The organism is Microvirga roseola (assembly GCF_020866965.1).
In the GTDB taxonomy this organism is placed as follows: Bacteria; Pseudomonadota; Alphaproteobacteria; order Rhizobiales; family Beijerinckiaceae; genus Microvirga; species Microvirga roseola.
The window spans coordinates 19244-40526 of sequence record NZ_JAJATX010000034.1; the positions used below are offsets into that span (position 1 = coordinate 19244).

Annotated in this window: 16 protein-coding genes and 4 pseudogenes; 8 read left to right on the forward strand and 12 right to left on the reverse strand. The window is 61.0% G+C overall.

The annotated features are described in order from the left end of the window. The first annotated feature begins 291 nt into the window (after window positions 1-291). Window positions 292-2742, forward strand: a complete 2451-nt coding sequence (locus LG661_RS16900; RefSeq protein WP_230533053.1) for a putative bifunctional diguanylate cyclase/phosphodiesterase — start codon at window positions 292-294, stop codon at window positions 2740-2742. A gap of 242 nt (window positions 2743-2984) precedes the next feature. On the opposite strand, the gene LG661_RS16905 is transcribed toward LG661_RS16900, so the two are convergent. Further along, window positions 2985-3257 (reverse strand): hypothetical protein, encoded by a 273-nt coding sequence (locus tag LG661_RS16905; RefSeq protein WP_230533054.1) that lies wholly within the window; start codon window positions 3255-3257, stop codon window positions 2985-2987. 320 nt (window positions 3258-3577) lie between these two features. Here LG661_RS16905 and LG661_RS16910 point away from each other — a divergent pair, with 320 nt between their 5' ends. Together LG661_RS16910 and LG661_RS16915 are read left to right on the forward strand one after the other, a co-directional pair. Further along, entirely contained in the window at window positions 3578-4621 is a 1044-nt protein-coding gene (locus LG661_RS16910) for an aldo/keto reductase (protein WP_230533055.1), read from the forward strand. A gap of 20 nt (window positions 4622-4641) precedes the next feature. After that, on the forward strand, window positions 4642-5076 hold the full coding sequence (locus LG661_RS16915) for an RbsD/FucU family protein (RefSeq protein ID WP_230533056.1): 435 nt from the start codon (window positions 4642-4644) through the stop codon (window positions 5074-5076). Window positions 5077-5133: 57 nt separating this feature from the next. Here the strand turns inward: LG661_RS16915 and LG661_RS25150 are convergent, their stop codons facing one another. From LG661_RS25150 to LG661_RS16930, 4 genes are all read right to left on the reverse strand, one after another. Next, a complete protein-coding gene (locus LG661_RS25150; RefSeq protein WP_322098888.1) occupies window positions 5134-5610 on the reverse strand; it encodes a substrate-binding domain-containing protein in 477 nt (158 codons plus the stop codon). Further along, window positions 5568-6266, reverse strand: coding sequence for a substrate-binding domain-containing protein (locus LG661_RS25155; protein WP_268995483.1), 699 nt, complete (start codon window positions 6264-6266; stop codon window positions 5568-5570). Before LG661_RS25155 ends, LG661_RS25150 begins: the two co-directional genes overlap by 43 nt. A gap of 39 nt (window positions 6267-6305) precedes the next feature. Further along, window positions 6306-7331 (reverse strand): ABC transporter permease, encoded by a 1026-nt coding sequence (locus LG661_RS16925; RefSeq protein ID WP_230533057.1) that lies wholly within the window; start codon window positions 7329-7331, stop codon window positions 6306-6308. A 13-nt stretch (window positions 7332-7344) separates the two neighbouring features. After that, the gene (locus tag LG661_RS16930) at window positions 7345-8085 is read right to left on the reverse strand and encodes an ATP-binding cassette domain-containing protein (protein ID WP_230533058.1); all 741 of its coding nucleotides are present in this window, start codon (window positions 8083-8085) and stop codon (window positions 7345-7347) included. Between the two features lie 233 nt (window positions 8086-8318). Between LG661_RS16930 and LG661_RS16935 the strand changes: the two genes are divergently transcribed. Further along, complete coding sequence (locus LG661_RS16935) at window positions 8319-9158, forward strand: amidohydrolase family protein (protein WP_230533059.1); 840 nt, start codon at window positions 8319-8321, stop codon at window positions 9156-9158. 10 nt (window positions 9159-9168) lie between these two features. On the opposite strand, the gene LG661_RS16940 is transcribed toward LG661_RS16935, so the two are convergent. Further along, entirely contained in the window at window positions 9169-9927 is a 759-nt protein-coding gene (locus LG661_RS16940) for an SDR family NAD(P)-dependent oxidoreductase (RefSeq protein WP_230533060.1), read from the reverse strand. Between the two features lie 394 nt (window positions 9928-10321). Between LG661_RS16940 and LG661_RS16945 the strand changes: the two genes are divergently transcribed. Continuing rightward, on the forward strand, window positions 10322-12532 hold the full coding sequence (locus tag LG661_RS16945; RefSeq protein ID WP_230533061.1) for a CHASE2 domain-containing protein: 2211 nt from the start codon (window positions 10322-10324) through the stop codon (window positions 12530-12532). A gap of 218 nt (window positions 12533-12750) precedes the next feature. Then, complete coding sequence (locus LG661_RS16950; protein WP_230533062.1) at window positions 12751-14223, forward strand: Hint domain-containing protein; 1473 nt, start codon at window positions 12751-12753, stop codon at window positions 14221-14223. Window positions 14224-14260: 37 nt separating this feature from the next. Here LG661_RS16950 and LG661_RS16955 read toward each other — a convergent pair whose 3' ends face one another. The 5 genes and pseudogenes from LG661_RS16955 to ytfQ all read right to left on the reverse strand — a co-directional run bounded on the left by LG661_RS16955 (window position 14261) and on the right by ytfQ (window position 19576). Further along, entirely contained in the window at window positions 14261-15010 is a 750-nt protein-coding gene (locus LG661_RS16955) for a FadR/GntR family transcriptional regulator (protein WP_230533063.1), read from the reverse strand. A gap of 34 nt (window positions 15011-15044) precedes the next feature. Further along, a pseudogene (gene yjfF, locus LG661_RS16960) lies at window positions 15045-16008 on the reverse strand (galactofuranose ABC transporter, permease protein YjfF). After that, window positions 16008-17012, reverse strand: a pseudogene (locus tag LG661_RS16965) (ABC transporter permease). The pseudogenes yjfF and LG661_RS16965 overlap by 1 nt, the downstream one beginning before the upstream one ends. Beyond that, the gene (gene ytfR, locus LG661_RS16970; RefSeq protein WP_230533064.1) at window positions 17013-18521 is read right to left on the reverse strand and encodes a galactofuranose ABC transporter, ATP-binding protein YtfR; all 1509 of its coding nucleotides are present in this window, start codon (window positions 18519-18521) and stop codon (window positions 17013-17015) included. 92 nt (window positions 18522-18613) lie between these two features. Then, the gene (ytfQ, locus tag LG661_RS16975) at window positions 18614-19576 is read right to left on the reverse strand and encodes a galactofuranose ABC transporter, galactofuranose-binding protein YtfQ (RefSeq protein ID WP_322098887.1); all 963 of its coding nucleotides are present in this window, start codon (window positions 19574-19576) and stop codon (window positions 18614-18616) included. A 37-nt stretch (window positions 19577-19613) separates the two neighbouring features. On the opposite strand from ytfQ, the pseudogene LG661_RS16980 reads away from it, so the two are divergent. Together LG661_RS16980 and LG661_RS16985 are read left to right on the forward strand one after the other, a co-directional pair. Continuing rightward, window positions 19614-20051: pseudogene (locus LG661_RS16980) on the forward strand (dihydroxy-acid dehydratase); the annotation flags it as partial. Between the two features lie 41 nt (window positions 20052-20092). After that, on the forward strand, window positions 20093-21025 hold the full coding sequence (locus LG661_RS16985; RefSeq protein ID WP_230533067.1) for a dihydrodipicolinate synthase family protein: 933 nt from the start codon (window positions 20093-20095) through the stop codon (window positions 21023-21025). Between the two features lie 30 nt (window positions 21026-21055). Here LG661_RS16985 and LG661_RS16990 read toward each other — a convergent pair. Continuing rightward, window positions 21056-21283, reverse strand: a pseudogene (locus LG661_RS16990) (ATP-dependent zinc metalloprotease FtsH); the annotation flags it as partial.

The following is a 21283-nucleotide window of genomic DNA, read 5'->3' on the forward strand; positions in this document are numbered from 1 at the left end:
AAGTGCAGGCGTACTTGGCTACAGGACGCAGCACCGAGGGAATGGACGTTAACCATTTGCGGCCTTGAAGCGACAACTGTCATGGAACTGACAAGCAAAGGGCCTAGGCGCTCATAGAGGACGCGGATATGTGCTCCGTGCCCTCTAGCACAGGCGGGCGCGCCCCGAAGGACAGCGATCTTGTTTGGGTTGAGTAACAGCAAAGATCCTTTCGGCTTGTTGGGCGACCTTCAGGACTCCGTGTCACAGTCCAGGAGCGGCTCGGGCCGCCCCTCTCAGCATGCAGTCCCGTTGGATACGGATGCTTTCGATGGTGCATCGGCCCTCCAGCAGCGCTGGCAGGCCCTGCAGACATCGCCCGGATGCCTGCCATCCTACGAGGATATGGTCCTCGGCGGCCTCGGACGCCATGCCGACAATACAGCCCTCGTCGCAACCAATGGTCAGTTGCCTCTGGCATTTCTCTGGGGCGGCGCTCGTTTCGAGCGCTGGCTCGGCCAGGAAATCCAGAGCCTCGACATTGGCGGTCTTCCTGCCGATGTCGTGCATGGCTTTCGTGAGGTCACCCAGGATGCCCTTCAGTCGCTGGCGCCGGCGACAACTCATTGCATCCGAGCCCGGCAAGGTACAATCGAGAGCACAGGCCTCCTCGCACTTCCCCTAGCCAACCGGCAGGGCACTCCTCTGGTCCTTCTCTTTATAGAGGGTGTCACCTCGCGGCTCGATCTGGTCGATGCCATCTTCCGTGCCACCAACCAGGGCATGCTCGCTCTGAGCGCTGTCCGTGATCACCTTGGGGAGGTCTTCGATTTTACGATCCTCGCACTTAACGAGGGCGCCGCGCGGCTGCTGCAGAAGCCAGTGGCTGAGGTCTGCCTGAAGCGCCTGTCGAGCGTCGTTCCCAATCTGGCCGGAACGGACGGCCTGAAGCGCCTGTCCCAGGTTCTTGGACGCGGAGGAACGGATTCGTTCGAGTTCGCCTATCGGACATCGAGCGGCAAGCAGATCCATTTCAAGCTGGAGGTCGGCTGCATCGGCGATCTTCTCGCAATCACCCTGGCCGATATCAGCGACGTGAAGGCGAGCGAGACATCAGCCCGTCTCCTGTTCGAGAGCAATCCGGTCCCGATGTGGCTGTCAGATCCGGAGAGCCTGCGCATCCTCCGCGTGAATGACGCCGCAGTCGCCCATTATGGATACTCGCGCGGGCAGTTCGAGGGCATGACACTGCTCGACCTTCGGCCACCAGGCGAGCGAGAGGCCGCGCACCCGACCATTGGAAGAGCATACGATCTGGAAGACCAGAATAGTTCATCCTGTCATCTCAGGGCTGATGGCAGCATCATCGAGGTCAACAGCTTCGCTCGCACGATCACCTTCGAGGGGTATTCGGCTGTGCTGACGGCGGCCGTGGATGTGACGGAGAGACGTCAGGCTGAGGCCCGAATCGCCTATATGGCCCATCATGACGCCCTGACGGATCTCCCGAACCGGGTGCTGTTCCGTGAGCGCCTCGAGGCGGGGCTTTCCGACATCCATCGACATGGGGGCGAACTTGCGCTGCTTTGCATCGACCTCGACAATCTCAAACTGGTCAACGACACTCTGGGTCACCCCGCTGGAGATGAGTTCCTGCGCCAGTCAGCAACCCGTCTGCGATCATGCCTCGAGAATGACAACCTTGTGGCTCGCTTGGGCGGCGACGAATTCGCCATTCTGCACCGTCCGTCGAAGGGTCTTCAGGACGTTGCGGCTCTTGCCGTTCGTATCGTCAACGCCTTCAACAAGCCTTTCCTGATCCATGGCCAAAAGATCCTCAGCGGCGCAAGCATCGGAATTGCGGTCGCTCCCGGGGACGGCGGAACGACGGATTATCTGCTGCGGAACGCCGACATGGCGCTCTACTCCGCAAAGGCGGAAGGCGGGCGGACCTACCGGCTTTTCGATATCGAGATGGACAACCGCCTGCAGGCCAGGCAGGTCCTGGAGCAGGATCTTAGGCAGGCCTTTTCTGAAGGGCGCCTCGATATTCACTACCAGCCTATTGTCAGCCTGCACGCCGGTACCATTACCGCATGCGAAGCGCTCCTGCGCTGGCTTCACCCGAAGCATGGGTATGTTTCTCCGGCAGAGTTCGTGCCGCTTGCCGAAGATATCGGCCTGATCGAACCCATTGGAGAGTGGGTTCTCCACCAGGCCTGCCGCGAGGCCGCCACCTGGCCCGAGAACATCAGGGTCGCCATCAACCTGTCCCCCGCCCAGTTCAACAGCGGCTTTCTGGTCGACTACGTCAGATCGGCGCTCTCCCGCGCCACACTTGATCCCAGCCGACTTGAGCTGGAGATTACGGAGTCCGTTCTTCTCCTCAAGAACGACTCGACCATGTCCGCCCTCCACCAGCTACGGGATCTCGGGGTGCGTATTGCCATGGACGACTTCGGCACCGGGTACTCCTCCTTGAGCTACCTGCGGGCGTTCCCATTCGATAAGATAAAGATCGACCGCTCCTTCGTTCATGAGCTTGGAAACAACAAGCATTCGACGGCGATCATTCGTGCTATAACTGGTCTGGGAAAAAGCCTCGGCAACACGACCGTCGCGGAAGGCATCGAAACCATCGAGCAACTCGATTACCTTCGCGCTGACGGGTGCGACGAGGTTCAGGGATTCCTGCTGAGCAAGCCGGTTCCCGCGGCCGAACTGAAGGACAAGTTCGCGACCTGGAAGCCGGAGTGGAATTGAGACCCGACGCTAAAAGGTCAGAGCGAGTTTGATCGTGATCTCCGCGAGTTTGATCGTGATCTCCCCTGCCCCCAAGGCCAGCAACCTCTAGGACGCAGAATCCGTCCGAGAGCCGGAGGCGAGTACCCGTCCTGCGGCCAACTGCATGTCATTGAAGACTTGACTGGGGCCGAACAGTGCGCAGACATATTCCGTCGCGACATCCGGCGACAGAACCGTTCATTGCATGCTTTCTTGGCCGGCTACACCTTTTCGGGCGGTGAATTTTCCACACCGCTTTCACTGTTCGCTGATGGTCGATCAGTCCGGCCAGTAATGGCTTCCTCGAGATCCGTCATCATCTCGGAACTCCTGGTTCCCATTGCCGTATCGGCGTGATGATAGCCGCTGCGTTCTGGATCATTATCCTGACCGGGCAACAGTTTGGACCGCTGGCTCGCCGGCACCTCCGACGTGGACTTTGTAACATCGGGAGGATGCTTCTGATCAGATTTCGAGGACCGGTCGTCTGCCATGATCAGGATCCTATTGAAAAATGTGGTGGCTATTCCCTGTATCGGTGCTTCCATCCCAGGGAAATTTGAGGCGTCCTCTCAGATTCCGAGGGGACCTCCTTAGTCAGACAATGCAGCGCGAGATGTAATTGTTTCGATGATTGTCCGCTCATTGGAGCCGCGACAGCCCCAAAACGGCTGGGCTGGTGCAACCAGTGCTAAGGAGTACCCCGCCAATCTCTTCAGAGAAGGCGGGAGCCCACCGGTCTCCTTGGGGCGAGTGCGCTGATCGGGTCCTTCTGCTACGCTACAGTCGATGCAAGAATGGAGCAGGCGGAGCAATGAGCGGAGCAGATACTCAAGTCGCACGACGGTTCACGACGCGATCTGGCCAGGACCTGTTCTTTACTGAACTCGGCTTTGGGACGGCGCCGCTTGGAAATCTGTATCGACCTGTCGACGAGAAGACGGCGCAGGACACCCTGCAGGCGGCATGGGAGATAGGCTCCCGCTACTATGATACGGCGCCGCTCTATGGCCTCGGCCTGTCTGAAACTCGGCTGAACCATTTCCTGCGCGGGCGCCCCCGCAGCGAATACGTTCTGTCGACCAAGGTCGGCCGTCTCCTCCGCGTCTGCCCGCCAGAACGCCGTACGGGAATTGGAAAGTTCTTCGACACGCCCGCCAGGCAGGAGGTCTACGACTACTCCTATGACGGCGTGATGCGCTCGGTTGAGGATTCCTTCGAACGTCTCGGGATCGACCGAATCGACATCCTGTACTGCCACGACGTGGACGTGTTCACCCATGGCTCGCAGGAGGCTTCTGACCGTCGGATCAGGGAATTCATGGACAGCGGCTACCAAGCGCTCGTCTCGTTGCGCGATCAGGGCGTCATCGCCGCCATCGGCGCCGGCGTGAACGAGTGGCAGGTCTGTGAGAGGATGGCCCGTGAAGGTGACTTCGACCTATTCCTGCTTGCCGGCCGTTATACGCTGCTGGAGCAGGAGGCGCTTGAGACCTTCCTGCCCTACTGCCTCGAGCATGGGATCGGCATTGTGCTTGGCGGCCCTTACAACTCCGGCATCCTGGCGACGGGGCCAAAGCCGGGAGCTTACTACAACTACGATCCCGCTCTGCCGGAAATCCTTGAGCGCGTCGCTAGCATTGAGCGGGTCTGTAGCGCTCATGGCGTGAAGCTGATCGAGGCTGCGTTGCGATTCCCGCTCGGTCATCCGGCGGTCGTCTCCGTCATTCCCGGGGCACAGACGTCACAGGAGGTGTATCGGAATGCAGAGATCATCCGAGCCCGTATCCCGAGCTCCCTCTGGTCCGACCTCAAGAGCGAGGGATTGCTGCACCCCGATGCTCCCGTTCCCACCTAAAGCCTTAGACGGAATCCGCCATGCTGAAGAACATCAACCCTATTCTGTCTCCCGATCTGCTGATGACGCTGCGCTCCATGGGCCATGGTGACGAGATCGTCGTGGTCGACGCCAACTTCCCGGCGCACTCCATGGCGCAGCGCCTTGTCCGGCTCGACGGTCTGACGGTCACCGCCGTCACAGATGCAATTCTCTCGGTGATGCCCCTGGACGATTTCGTGCCGGAGGCCGCCTGGCGAATGGAGGTGGTGGGCAATCCGCAGGCAGAGCAGCCGATTTTCGACGAGTTCCGGACCATCCTCGCGCGCCACGAAGGACCAGATTGCAGCCTCGCCTCGCTGGAGCGCTTCGCCTTCTATGAACGTGCCAAGGCTGCCTATGCCATCGTAGCGACGGGCGAGGATAGGCTCTACGGCAACATCATCCTCAAGAAAGGCGTCGTACGCCCCGTATGAGACTGCAGAAAAACGCCTCCGAGCCGAGGCGCGGAGGCGCTTTCGAATGGCGTAGTGTCAGCTGCCGGAACCTCCAATGCAGGTAGCGACGTTCTCGGGCGTGCAGACATCCAGGCCCGTATAGGTCGGATCCTTAGGAGCAGGCTTCCCTTCCTTGATATCTCTCAGGAAAAGCATTGTCTTGTAGCCCATCTCGAAGGGACGCTGACCAACCTGCCCCTTCGAAAGGCCAGCCTTCATGAGGTCCATCTGCACGGGCAGCGTGTCCGCGACGACCAGGGCGAGATCCCCGCTCTGGATCCTGTCCTTGTATTTCTCGGCAACGTTGCGGTAGGCCTGCGGGATGAACTGCGGAAAGCCACCCGTCGGGATGAACGCGTCAAGCTGCGGGTTTTTGCCGAGGATGTCCTCCATCTGCTGCACCGCGCGCGGGAAGTCATCGTCCGTGTAGAGCGGGCAGCCGTCGATTTCCTGCCAGCCGTTCTGGCCTGTCAGCCGAGCGCCCGGAGCCGCGTCGGACTTCGCCCCGGCCAGAGTATCCCTGANGGGAAGTCATCGTCCGTGTAGAGCGGGCAGCCGTCGATTTCCTGCCAGCCGTTCTGGCCTGTCAGCCGAGCGCCCGGAGCCGCGTCGGACTTCGCCCCGGCCAGAGTATCCCTGATGCCCTGCATGCGCTCGTTGTGGTTGGCTGCCGCAGCGCCGCCGGACTGAATACAGATCGTCTCGCCCTGAGGCTTGATCTGCTGGGCGAGCTTCGCAAGGTTGACGCCGATATCGTAGTTGTGGGTGCCGACATAGGCGATGCGCAACGCCTTGTCCTTCTCGAGCAGGTCGGAATCCCATGTCAGGACGGGGATGCCAGCCTTCTTTGCACCTTCAAGCGCCCGTCCCATTGCCGCTGCGTTCGAAGGAGAGACCGCAATTCCGTCAACACGCTTCGTAATGAGGTCGTTCACAACCTGGACCTGCTCGTCGCCGCCGCCGTGCTCGCCGGGACCGATATAGACGCATTCAATCGTGCCGTTCGATTCCTTCTCGGCTTTCTTGCAGCCGTCGCGAGCCTGGTCGAAGAACGGGTTGTTCATGTTCTTCGGAACGAGCGCAAAGGTGTATTTCTTGCCCTGAGCCTGAGCGCTGGTTCCCAGTGCAAGGAGCGCAACCGCCGCGACTCCCAAATGTAGTGCTCTCATTGGTGTTCCTCCGTTGCTTTATAACCGCCCGGCATTCCATCAGGCCGAACGTTTGCCGCGGATCCGCTGGAGCAGAACCGCCAACACGATGAAGAGACCGACGAAGGCGCCCTGCCAGTTGGCATCGACACCCGCCATGAGAAGGGAATTGCGAATAACTTCGATCAGCGCCGCACCGACCACGGCGCCGTAGGCACCACCCTGGCCGCCCATGAGATCGGCGCCGCCGATGACGGTCGATGCAATGACGCGCAGTTCGTAACCCTGTCCGAGTGCATTGATGGCCGAACCTTGCCAGCCGACGGTCAAGACAGAGGCGAGAGCCGCCGTCAGGCCGGAGACGATATAGGCCTGCATCTTGATGCGCCGGACCGGCACGCCGGTGAGACGGGCGGCTGTCTCATTGCTGCCGATGGCATAGAGATAATTGCCCCAGGCCGTGAAATTAAAGATGAACCCGAAGATAAGGGCAAGAACCAGCAGCGCCCAAGCCGGATTGGCCACGCCTAAGATCGAGCCACCTCCGATGGCGTTGAAGGTTTCCCCCCAGGGGCCGAACTCGTAGATCATCCTGTTCTCGGAGAGAACGACGGCGAGCGAGCGGGCGACCGACAGCATGCCGAGCGTCACCACGAAGGCGGGAAGCCCCACATAGGCGATGAGAAACCCGTTCACCGCCCCGGCGGCTGCGCCCGCGAGAAGCCCTGCCGCGATCGCAACGGCCCAATAATGCTCCGCGTGCAGGACGAGACCGCAGACTACGCCGACGAGGCCCATTATCGACCCGACCGAAAGATCGATTCCGCCGGTCAGAATGACGGCCGTCATGCCAACCGCCATGATGCCGATGAAGGCGAAATTACGGGTGATGTTGTAGAAATTGTCGGCTGTGGCGAAGGCTTCGGGCTGATCCCAAGCCATGACCACGCAGATGATCAGAAGAGCGACCGTGACCCAGAAGGGCTGGCTCGACAGGAGTCTCTGCCCGAAACTCCGTTCCTTGAGGCTCGTCACATCCTCAATCGCGACACTGCTCTGGAGGGGGCGAGATGGAACGGTCGTCATGGGTCCTCGTGTGCTAAGCGGTGTGGATTGCTCCTGTGATGAGGCCAGTGACCTCTTCAGGGGAGGTTTCATGAACATTCTTGTCCGCGACCTTCGTGCCGCGGCGCATCACAACGACCCTGTCGCAGACGGAGAAGACATCAGGCATGCGGTGGCTGATGAGCATCACCGCGATGCCTTGGTCCCTCAGCCGCCGGATAAGGTCGAGCACTTCGGCGACCTGTCGCACGCTGATCGCCGCCGTCGGCTCGTCCATGAGAACGATCCGTGCGTTCGAGAGGCGCGTGCGGGCAATGGCGACGGCCTGACGCTGACCGCCGGACATCTGCTTGACGAGATCGCGGGGGCGTGTTTCCGATTTCAGCTCGTTGAACAGTTCGGCGACGCGGCTGTACATGGCCGGATAGTCGAGAACTCTGAACGGCCCGACCTGGCGCTTGATCTCGCGGCCGAGGAAAACATTGGCAGCGGCGGTCAGATTGTCGCAAAGGGCGAGGTCCTGATAGACGACTTCGATTCCCTCGCTGCGGGCGTCCACGGGATTGTGGAAATGCTTGGCCTTGCCCGCGATCCGGATCTGCCCCTCGGAGGGGCGGAAGTTGCCGGCGATGACGCGGACCAGCGTGGATTTGCCCGCACCGTTATCGCCCATGAGGCCTACCACCTCACCGGCATCGATAGACAGGTCGACGCCTTTCAGCGCCTCGATGGCGCCGAAATGCTTGGCTATGCCCTGAAGCTCCAGGAGCGCCATGCATCCTCCCTGACCGGCTCTCGGCTCGAGCCGAAGTGCCCTTGTTGGGCATCTCTTGCGCAGAGAATTACAGGTCGAATGGTGACGGTAAAGTGCTTTTCTCTACGGAAAATGGCCCTGCGCTACGCATCTTTGGGACTCTAATACCTTTTTCCCAATCTGAGGCGCGTTGAGGTGTGTTTTCGTGGTTGCGTGAAAGTTATCCTTTTGCACAGTCGTCTCAGGGAGCTTCAATGCTGATCGACTCTCATCAGCACTTCTGGCGCGTGGATCGCGGCGATTATTTCTGGATGAGCCCCGAACTTGTACCGCTTTACCGCGACTACGGACCCGACGACCTCCGGCCTCTGCTCTCACATCACGGCATCGAACGGACAATCCTCGTCCAGGCAGCGCCAACTGTGGCCGAGACCGAGTTCATGCTGCGGATTGCTGAGACTACTCCATTCGTGGCCGGAGTGGTGGGCTGGGTCGAGTTCACGGATCCCGCTGCACCGCATGTCATGAGGAGCCTTGCGGCCAACTCCCTCATCGTCGGCTTCCGCCCGATGGTTCAGGACATCCCCGATGACGCGTGGCTCGTGCGTCCCGAGCTCGCGGCGGCTTTTCACACCGTCGTTGAACGGCGGCTCGTATTCGATGCACTCGTCCTCCCGCGGCACCTGTCGCACCTGCTCATCGTGGCGGACCGTCACCCTGATCTCACCATCGTCGTCGATCATGGGGCAAAACCTCTGATCCGGGACGGTGCTCTCGACCCGTGGCGATCGGATATGGCTGCACTTTCTGCTCGTCCCAACACGGTGTGCAAGCTGTCGGGCCTTGTCACGGAGGCGCGACCGGATTGGACGGTGGACGACCTGCGCCCCTATGTCGAGCATCTCCTGGATTCCTTTGGACCACAGCGCCTCCTGTGGGGGAGCGACTGGCCGGTGGTGAACCTCTCCGGCGGCTACGACCGGTGGAGGGCGACGACGCTTGAACTGCTTGAATCCCTGTCTGAGGCGGAGCAAGCCGCAGTGCTTGGCGGCAATGCGGCTCGAATCTACCTTTCGGAACGAGGACGGCTTTGATCAGTGACCGTCAGACCCAGCCCCCGTCGACAATGTACTGCTGATTGGTGCAGGCCGAGGCCTCGTCGGATGCCAGAAAAACCGTGAAGTTCGCGATCTCGTCCGGTACGAGCTTCCGCTTCAGGCACTGGCGCTGCATGAGCTCCTGCTCGCCCTCGGGCGTCAGCCACTTCTCGATCTGTCGCTGGGTCATGATCCAGCCCGGTGCAATGGCGTTCACACGGATGTTGTCCGGTCCGTAATCGCGGGCGAGCGAGCGGGTGAGGCCTAGAACGGCCGATTTGGCGGCCGTGTAGGCAGCCATCCCACCTTGGCCGACCATCCAGGAGACCGAGCCGAAATTGATGATCACGCCCGCCTTCGCCGCCTGCATGTCGGGCAGAACGGCCTGGGCTGAGAAGAACTGGTGCTTTAAGTTCACGGCGATACGGTCATCCCAGTATTCCGGCGTGACTTCGGGTGTGGGATGGCGCTCGTCATGGGCGGCATTGTTGACGAGAACCTGGACCGGCCCGAGGGCCTCCCGGATCCTTGCAATGGCATCACGCAGAGCAGAAATTTCGGTCAGGTCAGCGTGCTCGAAGCGGACGTCGAAGCCGCGCCCGGTCAGCTCATGCACCAGAGCCTCCGACGGTTCACGCGCAATGTCGATGAAGGCAACTCGGGATCTCTGCTCGGCGAAGCGGCGGACGATGGCCTCGCCGATCCCAGAGCCGCCACCCGTGACCAGAATTACCTTCCCCTCCAAATCACTGTACGTTGCCGCCATCTTCTCCCTCCCTATCGTTGAGCAATGCCTTGACAGACACTCATTGTGACGGAGTTTCCCAGCCGTTCAAGCAAGCATAGCCATCATTGACCTTGCCCAAACGGGCATTCTTGCAAGCAAGGAATGTGGAGTGAAGGACCGGCCGACACCCGGTCCGACCGCCCCCAATGTCTGCTTTCTATGCAATATACGCTACATTGTTCCGGGAACTTCCTGCCGGCCCTCCATCGGTAGATGCGAACTGGTTGGCGAGCTGACCTGCGGGCGCAGACAAAATCCATTCGTACAGACCTGCTTGCAGGATGGCTCCGCCTGTGATCCCCTCGACGGATCCGGTCATCTCCGTTGTTCCGGGATGTCGCCTGTGGGAAGACGTAGCGCACATGGACGGGTCTTGGGCCTGTTTCTCGTGGCGGTCGCGGCGCTGGCAGCCGTCGTAGCGCTGCGGGCTGCAGACCCAGTGATAATCGCGGCTCTTCGCGACCAGACGTTCGACTCCTACCAAAGGCTGACGCCGCGCCGCTCGGGAGAGTACCCGGTCCGCGTGGTCAGTATCGACGAACGCGCGCTTTCAGCCTTCGGGCAGTGGCCCTGGCCGCGCCTACGGCTGGCGGAACTATCGGAGAGACTTGCCGAACTCGGTGCGGCAACTGTTGCCTATTCCGTGCTCTTTGCCGAACCTGACAGGACATCCCCTGCCCGCGCCATCGAGCAGCTCGCCCATAGCGACGCTGCGCGGGCGGCAATCATCAGGGATGCTCTTGCGGGCCTCCCGAACCATGACGAGATCTTCGCGTCATCGCTCCAGCGTGTTCCGACAGTTCTGGGATTTGCGAGCACTGCCGATGCAAGTCCGGACCGCCCGCAGATACGGTCCGGCTTTGCGTTCACGGGGGCGGATCCGGCGATGTTTCTGCCGACCTTCCAAGGCGCTCAAACCTCCCTCCCGGGACTTGAAGCAGTGGCCCAGGGCATCGGCGGTCTCAGCCTGGGCAACGGGAACGTGTCCGGGATCGTGAGACGCGTGCCCCTTCTCTTCAGCGACGGAAGCAGCATTTACCCGAGCCTTATCACTGAGGCGTTCCGGGTAGCACAGGGGGCCTCTACAATCCTCGTTCGCAGCGAAGGCGCCAGCCAGGGGCAGGCCGCCTCGGCCCTGACCGGTATGCGGGTGGGACAGCTCTATATCCCGCTGACCCGGAACGGCGAAGTCTGGGTGTATTTCGATCATGACCGGCCCGAGAGCTACGTTTCCGTGGCCGACATCCTCGAACCAGGGCGACGAGAGGCCGTTCGACGGATGATCCAGGGGCATATCGTCTTTATCGGCGCCACGGCACCGGGCCTGGCAGACTATCGTACAACCCCATTGGGCGAAACCATTCCGGGCGTATCTGTTCAGGCTCAGATCGCAGAGCAGATCCTAGCCGGCACCTTCCTCACGCGGCCTGATTGGGCAAGCGGGGCGGAACTGATCGCCACGGTTCTTCTGGGCCTCCTGATGGTCGTGTTGTTGATGCTCCTCGGGGCACAGTACTCATTCCTCGCCGGTGGCGCCATTGCAGCCACGGCAATCGCAGTCTCTTGGCTTGCCTTCTCCCGAACCGGTTACCTGATCGATCCCGTCTATCCCTCCCTTGGGGCGCTCGCTGTCTATCTCGTCGTGACCGGCGCCATGCATGCCACTACCGATCGTGAGCGCCGGTTCGTGCGGCGCGCATTCGGGCAGTATCTCGCCCCACAACTCCTCCACGAGCTTGAGAAGGCGCCTCACCGCATGCAGCTTGGAGGCGAGGTCAGGCCGCTCACCATCATGTTCATGGACGTGCGAGCTTTCACCCCGATTTCCGAGACTTTGCCGGCGGTCGATCTCGTACGCTTTCTGAACACTCTGCTATCGCCGCTCACCGATGCTATTCATGCCGAACGCGGGACGATCGACAAGTATATCGGCGACTCCATCATGGCTTTCTGGAATGCTCCGCTGGACGTTCCAGATCATGCGGAACGGGCGTGCCGGGCCGCGCTGCGGATGCAGGCCATCGTTCATGACCTCAACATGAAGGATGCCTTCGGCTTCGGCGCGGCCGGGCGCTCCGGACTCGAGGTCAAGATCGGGATCGGGATCAATACGGGTCTGGCTTGCGTCGGCAACATGGGCTCGAAGAGCCGCTTCAACTATTCTGCGGTCGGCGATGCAGTGAATGTCGCAGCCCGCATCGAGTCCTGCTCCAAGCAGTATGCGGTGGACATAGTAGTCTCGGAGGAGACCGCCCGGACCGTGGTTGGCTTTGCCTTGCTTGAAATCGGTACGGTCGGTTTGAAGGGGAAGGCCACAGCCACGAAACTGTTCGCGCTCGCCGGTGACGAGGCTGTTGCATGTGCACCGCAGTTCCGTGAGACGGCTCACCTCCACGCAAGCCTGCTCGGGGCGCTTGAGAGCGGAAACGCAGAGCAAGCCGAAATGCTTGCCGCGATGGGCTGTCGCTCTGCAGATCCGCACATTCGAGGTCTCTTCGAGCATTTCAGGCGGGTTGCGCAGAGGCTGGCCTCGGGCTCTGAAGCTGATGCCCACCACGGGGCGCAGGACACCAAGGCATCGTGACCCCATGCGAGAGTCGCGCTGCACTTCAGCCGCCAAGGTGATATCGCATACACATGCCGGGGCGCCGGCAAATACTATGGGGTACTACCTTTTCATAGGTCGTATCCATGTGATTGGGGTTCCCCACACGTTAAGCTGCATCTGTTGAGTTCGGCTGCCTTCTGGTATGCTTCTGGAGTGCTAGGGGGCGCGAGGTGCCAGGCCGCGGAGGAATGGCCATGAAGCACGAGTCCTTCCTGGCCTGCTTGATTGGCCTGCCGGCCTCTCTCGTAGCGACGACCTGCCTGTCGCAGCCGAGGGAAATCGGAAATGCTGAGACTGTCGTGCCGGCGGTCGACAGCGCCACGGCCGGCACGGTGTCCCAGCTCGAGCCGGGATCCGTGATCTTCCAGGATGACACGATCAGAACGTACAAGATCGGTGCGGCGGGCTTACGCTTCCTCGACCAGACGACGCTTACCGTCTATCCGAACTCGTCCATCACGCTTGATCGCTTCGTCTACAACCCTGATAAGACCGTTTCAGAGGTGGCATTCAGCCTGCTTCAAGGCGCGTTCCGACTGGCATCTGGCGGCCTGCGGACTTCCGAGAAGTACAAGCTACAAACACCTCACGTGATTTTCGGAATCCGCGGCACCGTTATCCACGTCTCCTCCGACGAGAACTCGAGCATCGTGCAGGCGCTGCATGGAGCTTTCAGCGGCTGCAGCAGAATCAGCGACATCTGCAGGCTTGTGAAGGCTACCGATGCACATAACGGTGCGCAGTTCTGGAATGATGGAAGGGTCGACCTGGGGCGGTTCTCGCCCAACCTTGGTGTGCGGCAGGCCTCCGGTGGAGGATCCCTTTCCCCGGCAGAGCGTCTCCAGAAGGTCCGCGTCAGAAGAATCGAGTCTGCGCAGCCCGGCGTGCCGGCGCCTCCAGAAACACAGGTTCCGATTGGAGGGCTGCAAAGTGCTGTGCTTCCCGACATTCCTTCCATCAGCATCGGAGCCGGATCCAGCCGTAACCCTGTTGGCGCCATCTGCTTCGTACGTGGCACACTTATTCTGACCCCCGATGGAGTGAAGAGAATAGAAGATCTGCAGCCCGGCGATCAGGTCGTTACGAAGTCCTCCGGCCTTCAGAGGATCAAATGGATTCCGAGGCAGGTCTTCAGACGAGAGCACGGACGTGCATGGGGTTCAGAGATTGCCCCAATCGCTATTGAGAAGGACGCGCTTGGGGAAGGCTTCCCCAACCGGAGGCTCATCCTCTCCCCAGCTCACTCGCTCTTCCTTGAGAATATCCTTATTCCCGCACGATTGCTGGTGAATGGAACGAGCATTCGCCGTGTCGACTATTCGGGGACGGTGCTGGAGTATTTCAACATCGAGCTGGAGCAGCACCAGATCATCTATGCGAACGGAGCAGCCGTCGAAACGTTCTATCCGCCAGACGAGAGAGCGCGGGAGCATTGGTCGAACTTCTGGGAATTTTCCCGCAAGCACCCTGGCGAAGAGCGCCGTACCTTTAGCCGGATTGCGCCGGTTTTGCATGGTGGGCGGCGAAGGATCCTTCAGGCACAAGTTCGAAACATCCTTTGCGCTGTTGTTGACCGTCGCGAAACATTGGAGCTTGTTCGCAGCCGGATCGCTATGCAGTCAAGACTCCGGCAGGTCGGCACTCAGCCCGGCAAGCAGCTTCGATAGGCTACATCACCCAAGCATTTCGACCTCTTGTCCCGGATCAGGCCTGGGAGACGGCATAGGCCTGCATTGTCGCCAAGGCGCCTCGTTCCGGCTTGATGCGAACCCGCTCGGCGGTCTGGAGGATCAGCTCCGACATCGCATTGCTGGCAGCTGCAGAATCCCCTTCCCTGATTGCATCGAAAACGGCTTGGTGCTGTCGCATCACGCGATTGAAATGCTCATCGCTCGAAACAGGAGAGCTGATCGTGAAGGAGGTTGCGAGGGCTGCGCCGATGACAGATCCGATGGACTGCAGGAACGGGTTTCCTGAAGCTTCCAGAATGGCTTGATGGAACGCGAGGTCGGCCTTGGTAAAGCCCTGCCGGCTCGTCTCGCACTGGTACATGGCCCGCAGGGCTCTGTTCATGCTATCGAGTTGCTCGGGCCTCCGTCGGATAGCAGCCGCGGCGCAGGCCAGGGGCTCGAGCGCCTGCCTGATCTCGAAGAGCCAACCCAGGAACTGTGCGTCGACACCCAGCTCGAGATGCCACTCGATGATGTCGGCATCGAACATGTTCCAGTTGTTCCGCTCCAGAACCTTTGTGCCGACCTTCGTCTTCGATTCGATCAGGCCCTTGGCGGCCAGGGTCTTCAGAGCTTCACGGAGAGCCGTGCGCGAGACGCCGAAGAATTCCATCAGCTCCGCATCGCCCGGCAGCATGCTTCCTATGGGGAAGCGCCCCTGCATGATGCTGTGACCGATCCCATGCGTCACCAGATCATGGGCCGAACGCGTCCTGCTGGCCATTTTGAAGCTATTTTCGGAAGCCATCATAACATTTTCAAACCCTGGCGTGCCGGCGGGATGCCGTGGCCAAGCCTCGCTGCAATACTATAAATGCGAAAAGAAGCCCACCAATGGCAATCTTGGTCCACCAGGAACTCAAGGTGCCATCGAAGATGATGTAGGTCTGGATCAATCCCTGGATCAGGACCCCGATCAGGGTGCCGATGATCGTGCCGTAGCCCCCCCGTCAGAAGGGTGCCTCCGATGACTACCGCCGCAATCGTATCCAGTTCGACCCCGGTGGCCGCCAATGAATAGCCGGCGGATGTGTAGAAGGAAAAGACAATGCCGGCCAGCGCGGCCAGGACGCTCGACAGCATATAGATTCTGACAGTTGTCCGCCCCACTGGCACGCCCATCAACTCCGATGAGGTTCTGTTGCCGCCGAGGGCGTAAACATTGGTTCCGAAGCGCGTGTAGTGAGCCATTACGACCCCGATCCCAAAAGTCGCCAGCATCGCCAGAGCGATGAGGGTCAAACGCCCCCCGCCGGGAAGAGGTATCGCGAATTCCGCAATCTGGCTGTAGACCGGCGCGTTGATGGGGATCGAGTCCGCCGTGAGCACGAAGCACATCCCGCGCGCCAGGAACATTCCGGCTAGGGCCACGATGAAGGCGGGAATCTGAAAGGCATGGATCAGGACTCCCATGCCTGCCCCGAACAAAGCCGCGATGCCGAGGATAAGGACGAAGGCCACGTAGGGGTTGAGGCCGTACTGCTCGATACTGACGGCAAGAAAGACCCCGGTAAATGCGATGACTGATCCGACCGACAGATCGATCCCGCCCGAGAGAATCACGAAGGTCATGCCGACCGCGGCGATGCCGAGGAAGGCATTATCCGTGAGAAGGTTGCCGATCACCCGGGTGGAGGCGAAGCTTGGAAACTGGGCAAGGCAGATCAGGTACCCCAGGACGAAGACTGCAAGCGTGATCAGAACCGGCAGGTGGCGACGCATTAGGCCTTTCCTCTCCAGATGGCGCGAATGCCGGCGATGACAGGCGACTGGGCGAGAAGCACCGCCAGCACCACGGCAGCCTTGACGGTAAGATTGTACTCGGGCCTGAAACCGCTCAGCAAAATGCCGGTATTCATCGCCTGAATGATGAGAGCGCCGATGATCGAAAGGCCCAGGCTGAACCGCCCTCCGAACAGGGACGTTCCGCCGATGACCACGGCCAGAATGGCATCGAGTTCAAGCCAGAGCCCGGCATTGTTGGCGTCGGCTCCACGAATGTCGGCCGTCACGATCAGGCCTGCGATGGCGGCGCAAAGACTGCACCACATGTAAACGGCAATTGTCACGGCCTTGGTGCCGACCCCTGCATAGGCCGTCGAACGAACATTGGCGCCGATCGCCTCAATGAAGAGACCGAGAGCGGTACGCCTGACGACGAGGTGCGTGACGACCAGCATCACCAGCGCGATCACCACGGCCATCGGCAGCATCAGAAAGGAGCCACTGCCGATGGCTGCAAACCCCTCGCTGACGAACGTGATGATCTGCCCTTCCGTGATCAGCTGTGCGAAGCCGCGCCCCGCCACCATGAGAATGAGAGTTGCGACAAATGGCTGGATTTCCAGCACGGCGACAAGGATGCCGTTCCAGAGTCCGCAGGCTAGGCCTACGCCGATGGCCGCAGCCAGCGCGACGGGAAGCGGATAGTCCTGAGCAACAAGGGCGGCCGCTGTTGCACCGGCAATGGCCATGACCGCGCCAACGGAAAGGTCGATGCCGCGCGTTGCAATCACAAGCGTCATGCCCAATGCGAGGATCGCCACCGGAGCACCACGGTTCAGCACATCGATGAGGCTGCCGAACAGACGCCCGTCCTGCAGGCGCACCGCAAAGAAGTCGCGGAAGACGAGTCAGTTGGCAAGGAAAACGATCAACAGGGCGGCAATCTGGGGCAACCCTTTGGGAAGCGTACGGGAGGAACCTGCCTGGACTACGCTGCTCATTCAGTGGCTCGCGATGGTTTTCATGATGGTGTCTGCATTCACCTCCGCTCCGGTCAGCTCCTGCACATGCCGGCGGTCGCGCAGCACGACGACCCGGTCACTGTAGGAGGCGATCTCCTCCAGTTCCGAGGAAATGACCAGAAGAGCGAGGCCGTCGTCGCAGAGGCGCTCGATCAGACGGATGATCTCCGCATGAGCGCCGGCATCGATGCCTCTCGTCGGCTCGTCCAGGATCAGGAAGCGCGGCTCGGTGGCCAGCCAGCGGGCCAGCAGGGCCTTCTGCTGGTTGCCTCCGGAGAGGAGACCGATCGGCTTTTCCGCATCGGGGGTGCGGATGTCGAGAAGCTTGATGAACCTGTCGGCGATCTCGTCCTGACTGCGCCTGGGCAGCTGGTGGAGCCAGCCGCGTTGCGCCTGGAGCGCCAGAATGATGTTCTCGCGGATCGAAAGCTCTGCGACGATGCCTTCGGTCTTGCGATCCTCGGGAGAGAACCCGAAGCCGAGCCGGGAGGCATCGCGAGGAGAGGCAATGCGGACCGGCTGCCCATTGACAAAGGCTTGGCCGCTCTCGGCTCTTTCGATCCCGAAGATCAGTTTCGCCGTCTCGGTCCGGCCGGATCCGAGGAGCCCTGCCACCCCCACCACCTCGCCGGGGCGGATGGAAAGGTCGAAGGGCTCTATGAAATGGCGCTTCCCACAATTCTGGAACGCCACGACAGGATCTCCGGTCACGGAGCCGCGGTGCGTACGGTGCAGGGCTTCCTCGGAGAGTTCACGCCCCAGCATCATGGAGACCAGCTCGATCCGCGGCAGATCGATGATCGGTCGGGAGCCCACGCGGCGTCCGTTGCACAGGACCGTAATCCGGTCGCAGACTGCATAGACCTGGTCGAGGAAGTGCGTCACGAAAACGATGCCGATGCCACGGCCTTTCAAATTGTTCAGGACACCGAAAAGCGTCTCGACCTCATGGGCATCGAGGCTTGCGGTTGGTTCGTCCAGGATGAGCACCTTAGCCGAAAGATCGACAGCGCGGGCGATTGCGATGATCTGCTGGACGGCAACGGAGAAACCTCCCAACGGATCGGCCACGTTGATGTCGAGGCCGTACCCCGACAGGATCTCTGCCGACCTCCGGCGCATCTCGCCGGTCCGGACCAGACCGAAACGGTGGGGCTGCCGGCCGATAAAGAGGTTTTCGGCTACCGACAGATTGGGCAGCAGGTTCACTTCCTGATAGACGGTACCAATTCCCAAGGAGAGCGCATCGGCTGGATCACCCGGCGAGATTTCCTGCCCGTCGAGCACCATGGTTCCCGCGTCGCGCCGGAAGACGCCGGTGAGCACCTTGATCAGCGTCGACTTTCCGGCGCCGTTCTCTCCGAGCAGGCCATGGATCTCTCCCGCCCGAAGCGTGAAATCGACATGGTCCAGCGCCAGTACGCCCGGAAATCTCTTCGTTAGCCCCTTGATCTCAAGGAGCTGCGACTGTCCTCTCGGATCGTCCATGTGTCTCCTGCCAAGCTTCAGCAAAGCCGCCGGATCCGGCGGGATTGGGAAGGCGGCAGGCTGGTCCGCCCGCCGCCCCGATGGCAGAGATTTTAGTAGAGGTCCTTGCGCCGCTCGTACTCGGCCGCAGCCGTTTCAGGCGTATAGACCTTCGACTCCGTCTGGATCCATTTCGGCGGCTGCTTGCCATCCTTCTTGTAGGCGATGAGCGCGTCGAGAGCCGGTCCGGCCATATTCGGCGTCAGTTCGACGGTGACGTTGGCCTCCCCGTCAGCCATGGCCTTGAAGATGTCCGGCACGGCATCGATGGAAACGATCTTGATATCCTTGCCCGGCTTGAGGCCAGCTTCCTTGATGGCCTGGATCGCTCCGATCGCCATGTCGTCGTTGTGCGCATAGACGGCGCAGATGTTCTTTCCGCCGTTTTCCGCCTTGATGAAGCTCTCCATCACCTCTTTGCCCTTGGTGCGAGTGAAGTCGCCGGACTGGGTGCGGATGATCTTCATGCCGGGATTGGCGGCAATGACCTGGTCGAAGCCCTTCTTACGGTTGGTGGCCGGGCTGGAACCGACCGTGCCCTGCAGTTCGACGACATTGCACTTGCTGCCCGTTTCCTTGGCGAGCCACTCGCCGGCTATCTTGCCCTCAGAGATCGTGTCCGAAGTGACAGCCGTGAGATAAAGGGAGTCATCTTTCGTTTCGATGGAGCGGTCGAGAAGAACCACCGGGATCTTGGCAGCCTTCGCCTCTTTCAGAACGGCATCCCAGCCGGTTGCCACGACGGGCGCGAGCAGAATGGCATCGACGCCCTGCGCGATGAAAGAGCGAACGGCGCGGATCTGGTTTTCCTGCTTCTGCTGAGCATCGGAGATGCGCAGATCCACCCCGCGCTTCTCAGCTTCGATCTTGGAAACCTTGGTCTCGGCGGCCCGCCAGCCGGATTCCGATCCGACCTGCGAGAAGCCAACCACCATCTTGTCTTGGGCGTAGGCGGAGCCCGATGTCAGCATCAGCGCAGCCATGCCGATCGTCGTCAGAAGTTGACGGGCCTTCATGCATCTTCTCCCTATAAATCTTTGCTTTTCGGCTATCGCGGCCTTAATGGTGCTCAAGAACTGTGGCCCGAAGGGTTATCCAGGCATGGCGGAGGTGGGCAACATGCCCCTTCCGCAGAAGCTGCTTAGGAAGGGGATCCGCGACATGATCCGCATCTCCGATGCGCGTATGTCGGGCACGGCCTATGGCACCGTCGTCCTGCACGTCGCGCCGGAAGCGGCGGCCGGCGGACCGCTGGCCCTGGTGGAGAACGGGGACCTGATCACCCTCGACGTGGCAGCCCGCAATCTGCACCTTCATGTCGATGCGGCAGAATTGGACCGAAGGCGCGCTGCCTGGACGCCACCGGAGCCGCACGCCACGCGTGGCTACGCCAAGATCTACATCGACCATGTGCTCCAGGCCGACAAAGGGGCGGATCTGGACTTCCTCGTCGGGCGGACAGGATCGCCTGTCCCGCGGGACAACCATTAGAACAAGCCTCAAGAGAAGCATTGAAGGGAGAGACCATGACCATGCCCGGAAGATCCTCCATCCGCCCTTATCGGGGCGTGTATCCCGTTGCGCCGACCATCTTCGGTGACGATGGGCGCCTCGATCTGGAAGGCCAGAAGCGCGCAATCGACTTCATGATCGATGCGGGCTCGGATGGCATCTGTATCCTCGCAAACTTTTCCGAGCAGTTCCTTCTGAGCGACGACGAGCGCGAGACCGTCATGCGCACAGTCCTCGACCATGTGGCCGGGCGAGTCCCGATCATCGTCACCACCAGCCATTTCTCGACAGCCATCTGCGCAGAACGCAGCCGACGAGCGCAGGAGAGCGGCGCGGCGATGGTGATGATCATGCCGCCCTTCTACGGCGCGACCCTGCGCGTATCGGAGGCCGGTATTTTCGACTTCTTCCGGGCGGTCTCGGACGCCATCAGCATCCCGATTATGATTCAGGATGCTCCTTTGGCGGGTACGCCTCTGTCGCCGGCCTTTCTCGCACGCATGGCGCGGGAGATCCCCAACGTTAGCTACTTCAAGATCGAGGTCGCCGGCACCGCATCCAAGCTGCGTGACCTCATTGCCCTGGGCGGAGATGCCGTCGAGGGGCCTTGGGACGGCGAGGAGGCGATCACCCTGATGGCCGATCTCGACGCAGGCGCAACCGGGTCCATGACCGGAGGTGGCTACCCGGATGGCATCCGCCAGATCATCGACCCGTACATGGCCGGCAGGCGGGAGGAGGCGGCCGCCGCCTATGAGCGCTGGCTGCCGCTCATCAACTATGAAAACCGGCAATGCGGTCTTCTGGCGGCCAAGGCGCTGATGAAGGAAAGTGGCGTCATCAAGTCGGAGGCCGTCCGTCACCCCCTCCAACCGCTACATCCGGAGACGCGCAAGGGCCTGGTCGAAATCGCCCGCCGCCTCGACCCGGTTGTGCTCCGCTGGGGCAGCTAAGGATCGCAGCAAGAGCAGATCGGGTGCCCGTCAAACGGCTCTTTGGCTGTTAGCGGCGCCGGCATGTTCAGGCGCCTCCCCCAGAATGAGAGTGCGGATTTCTGTTCCGGTTAGCGTCTCGCGTTCCATGAGGGCCTGAGCAAGGGCTTCCAGCTGCCGGCGCTTTTGTTCGAGGATCTGTCGTGCCTCCTTCTGGCCTCGCTCGACGAGGTCCCGCACCTCGGAGTCGATCTTCTGGGCGGTGGCTTCCGACACGTT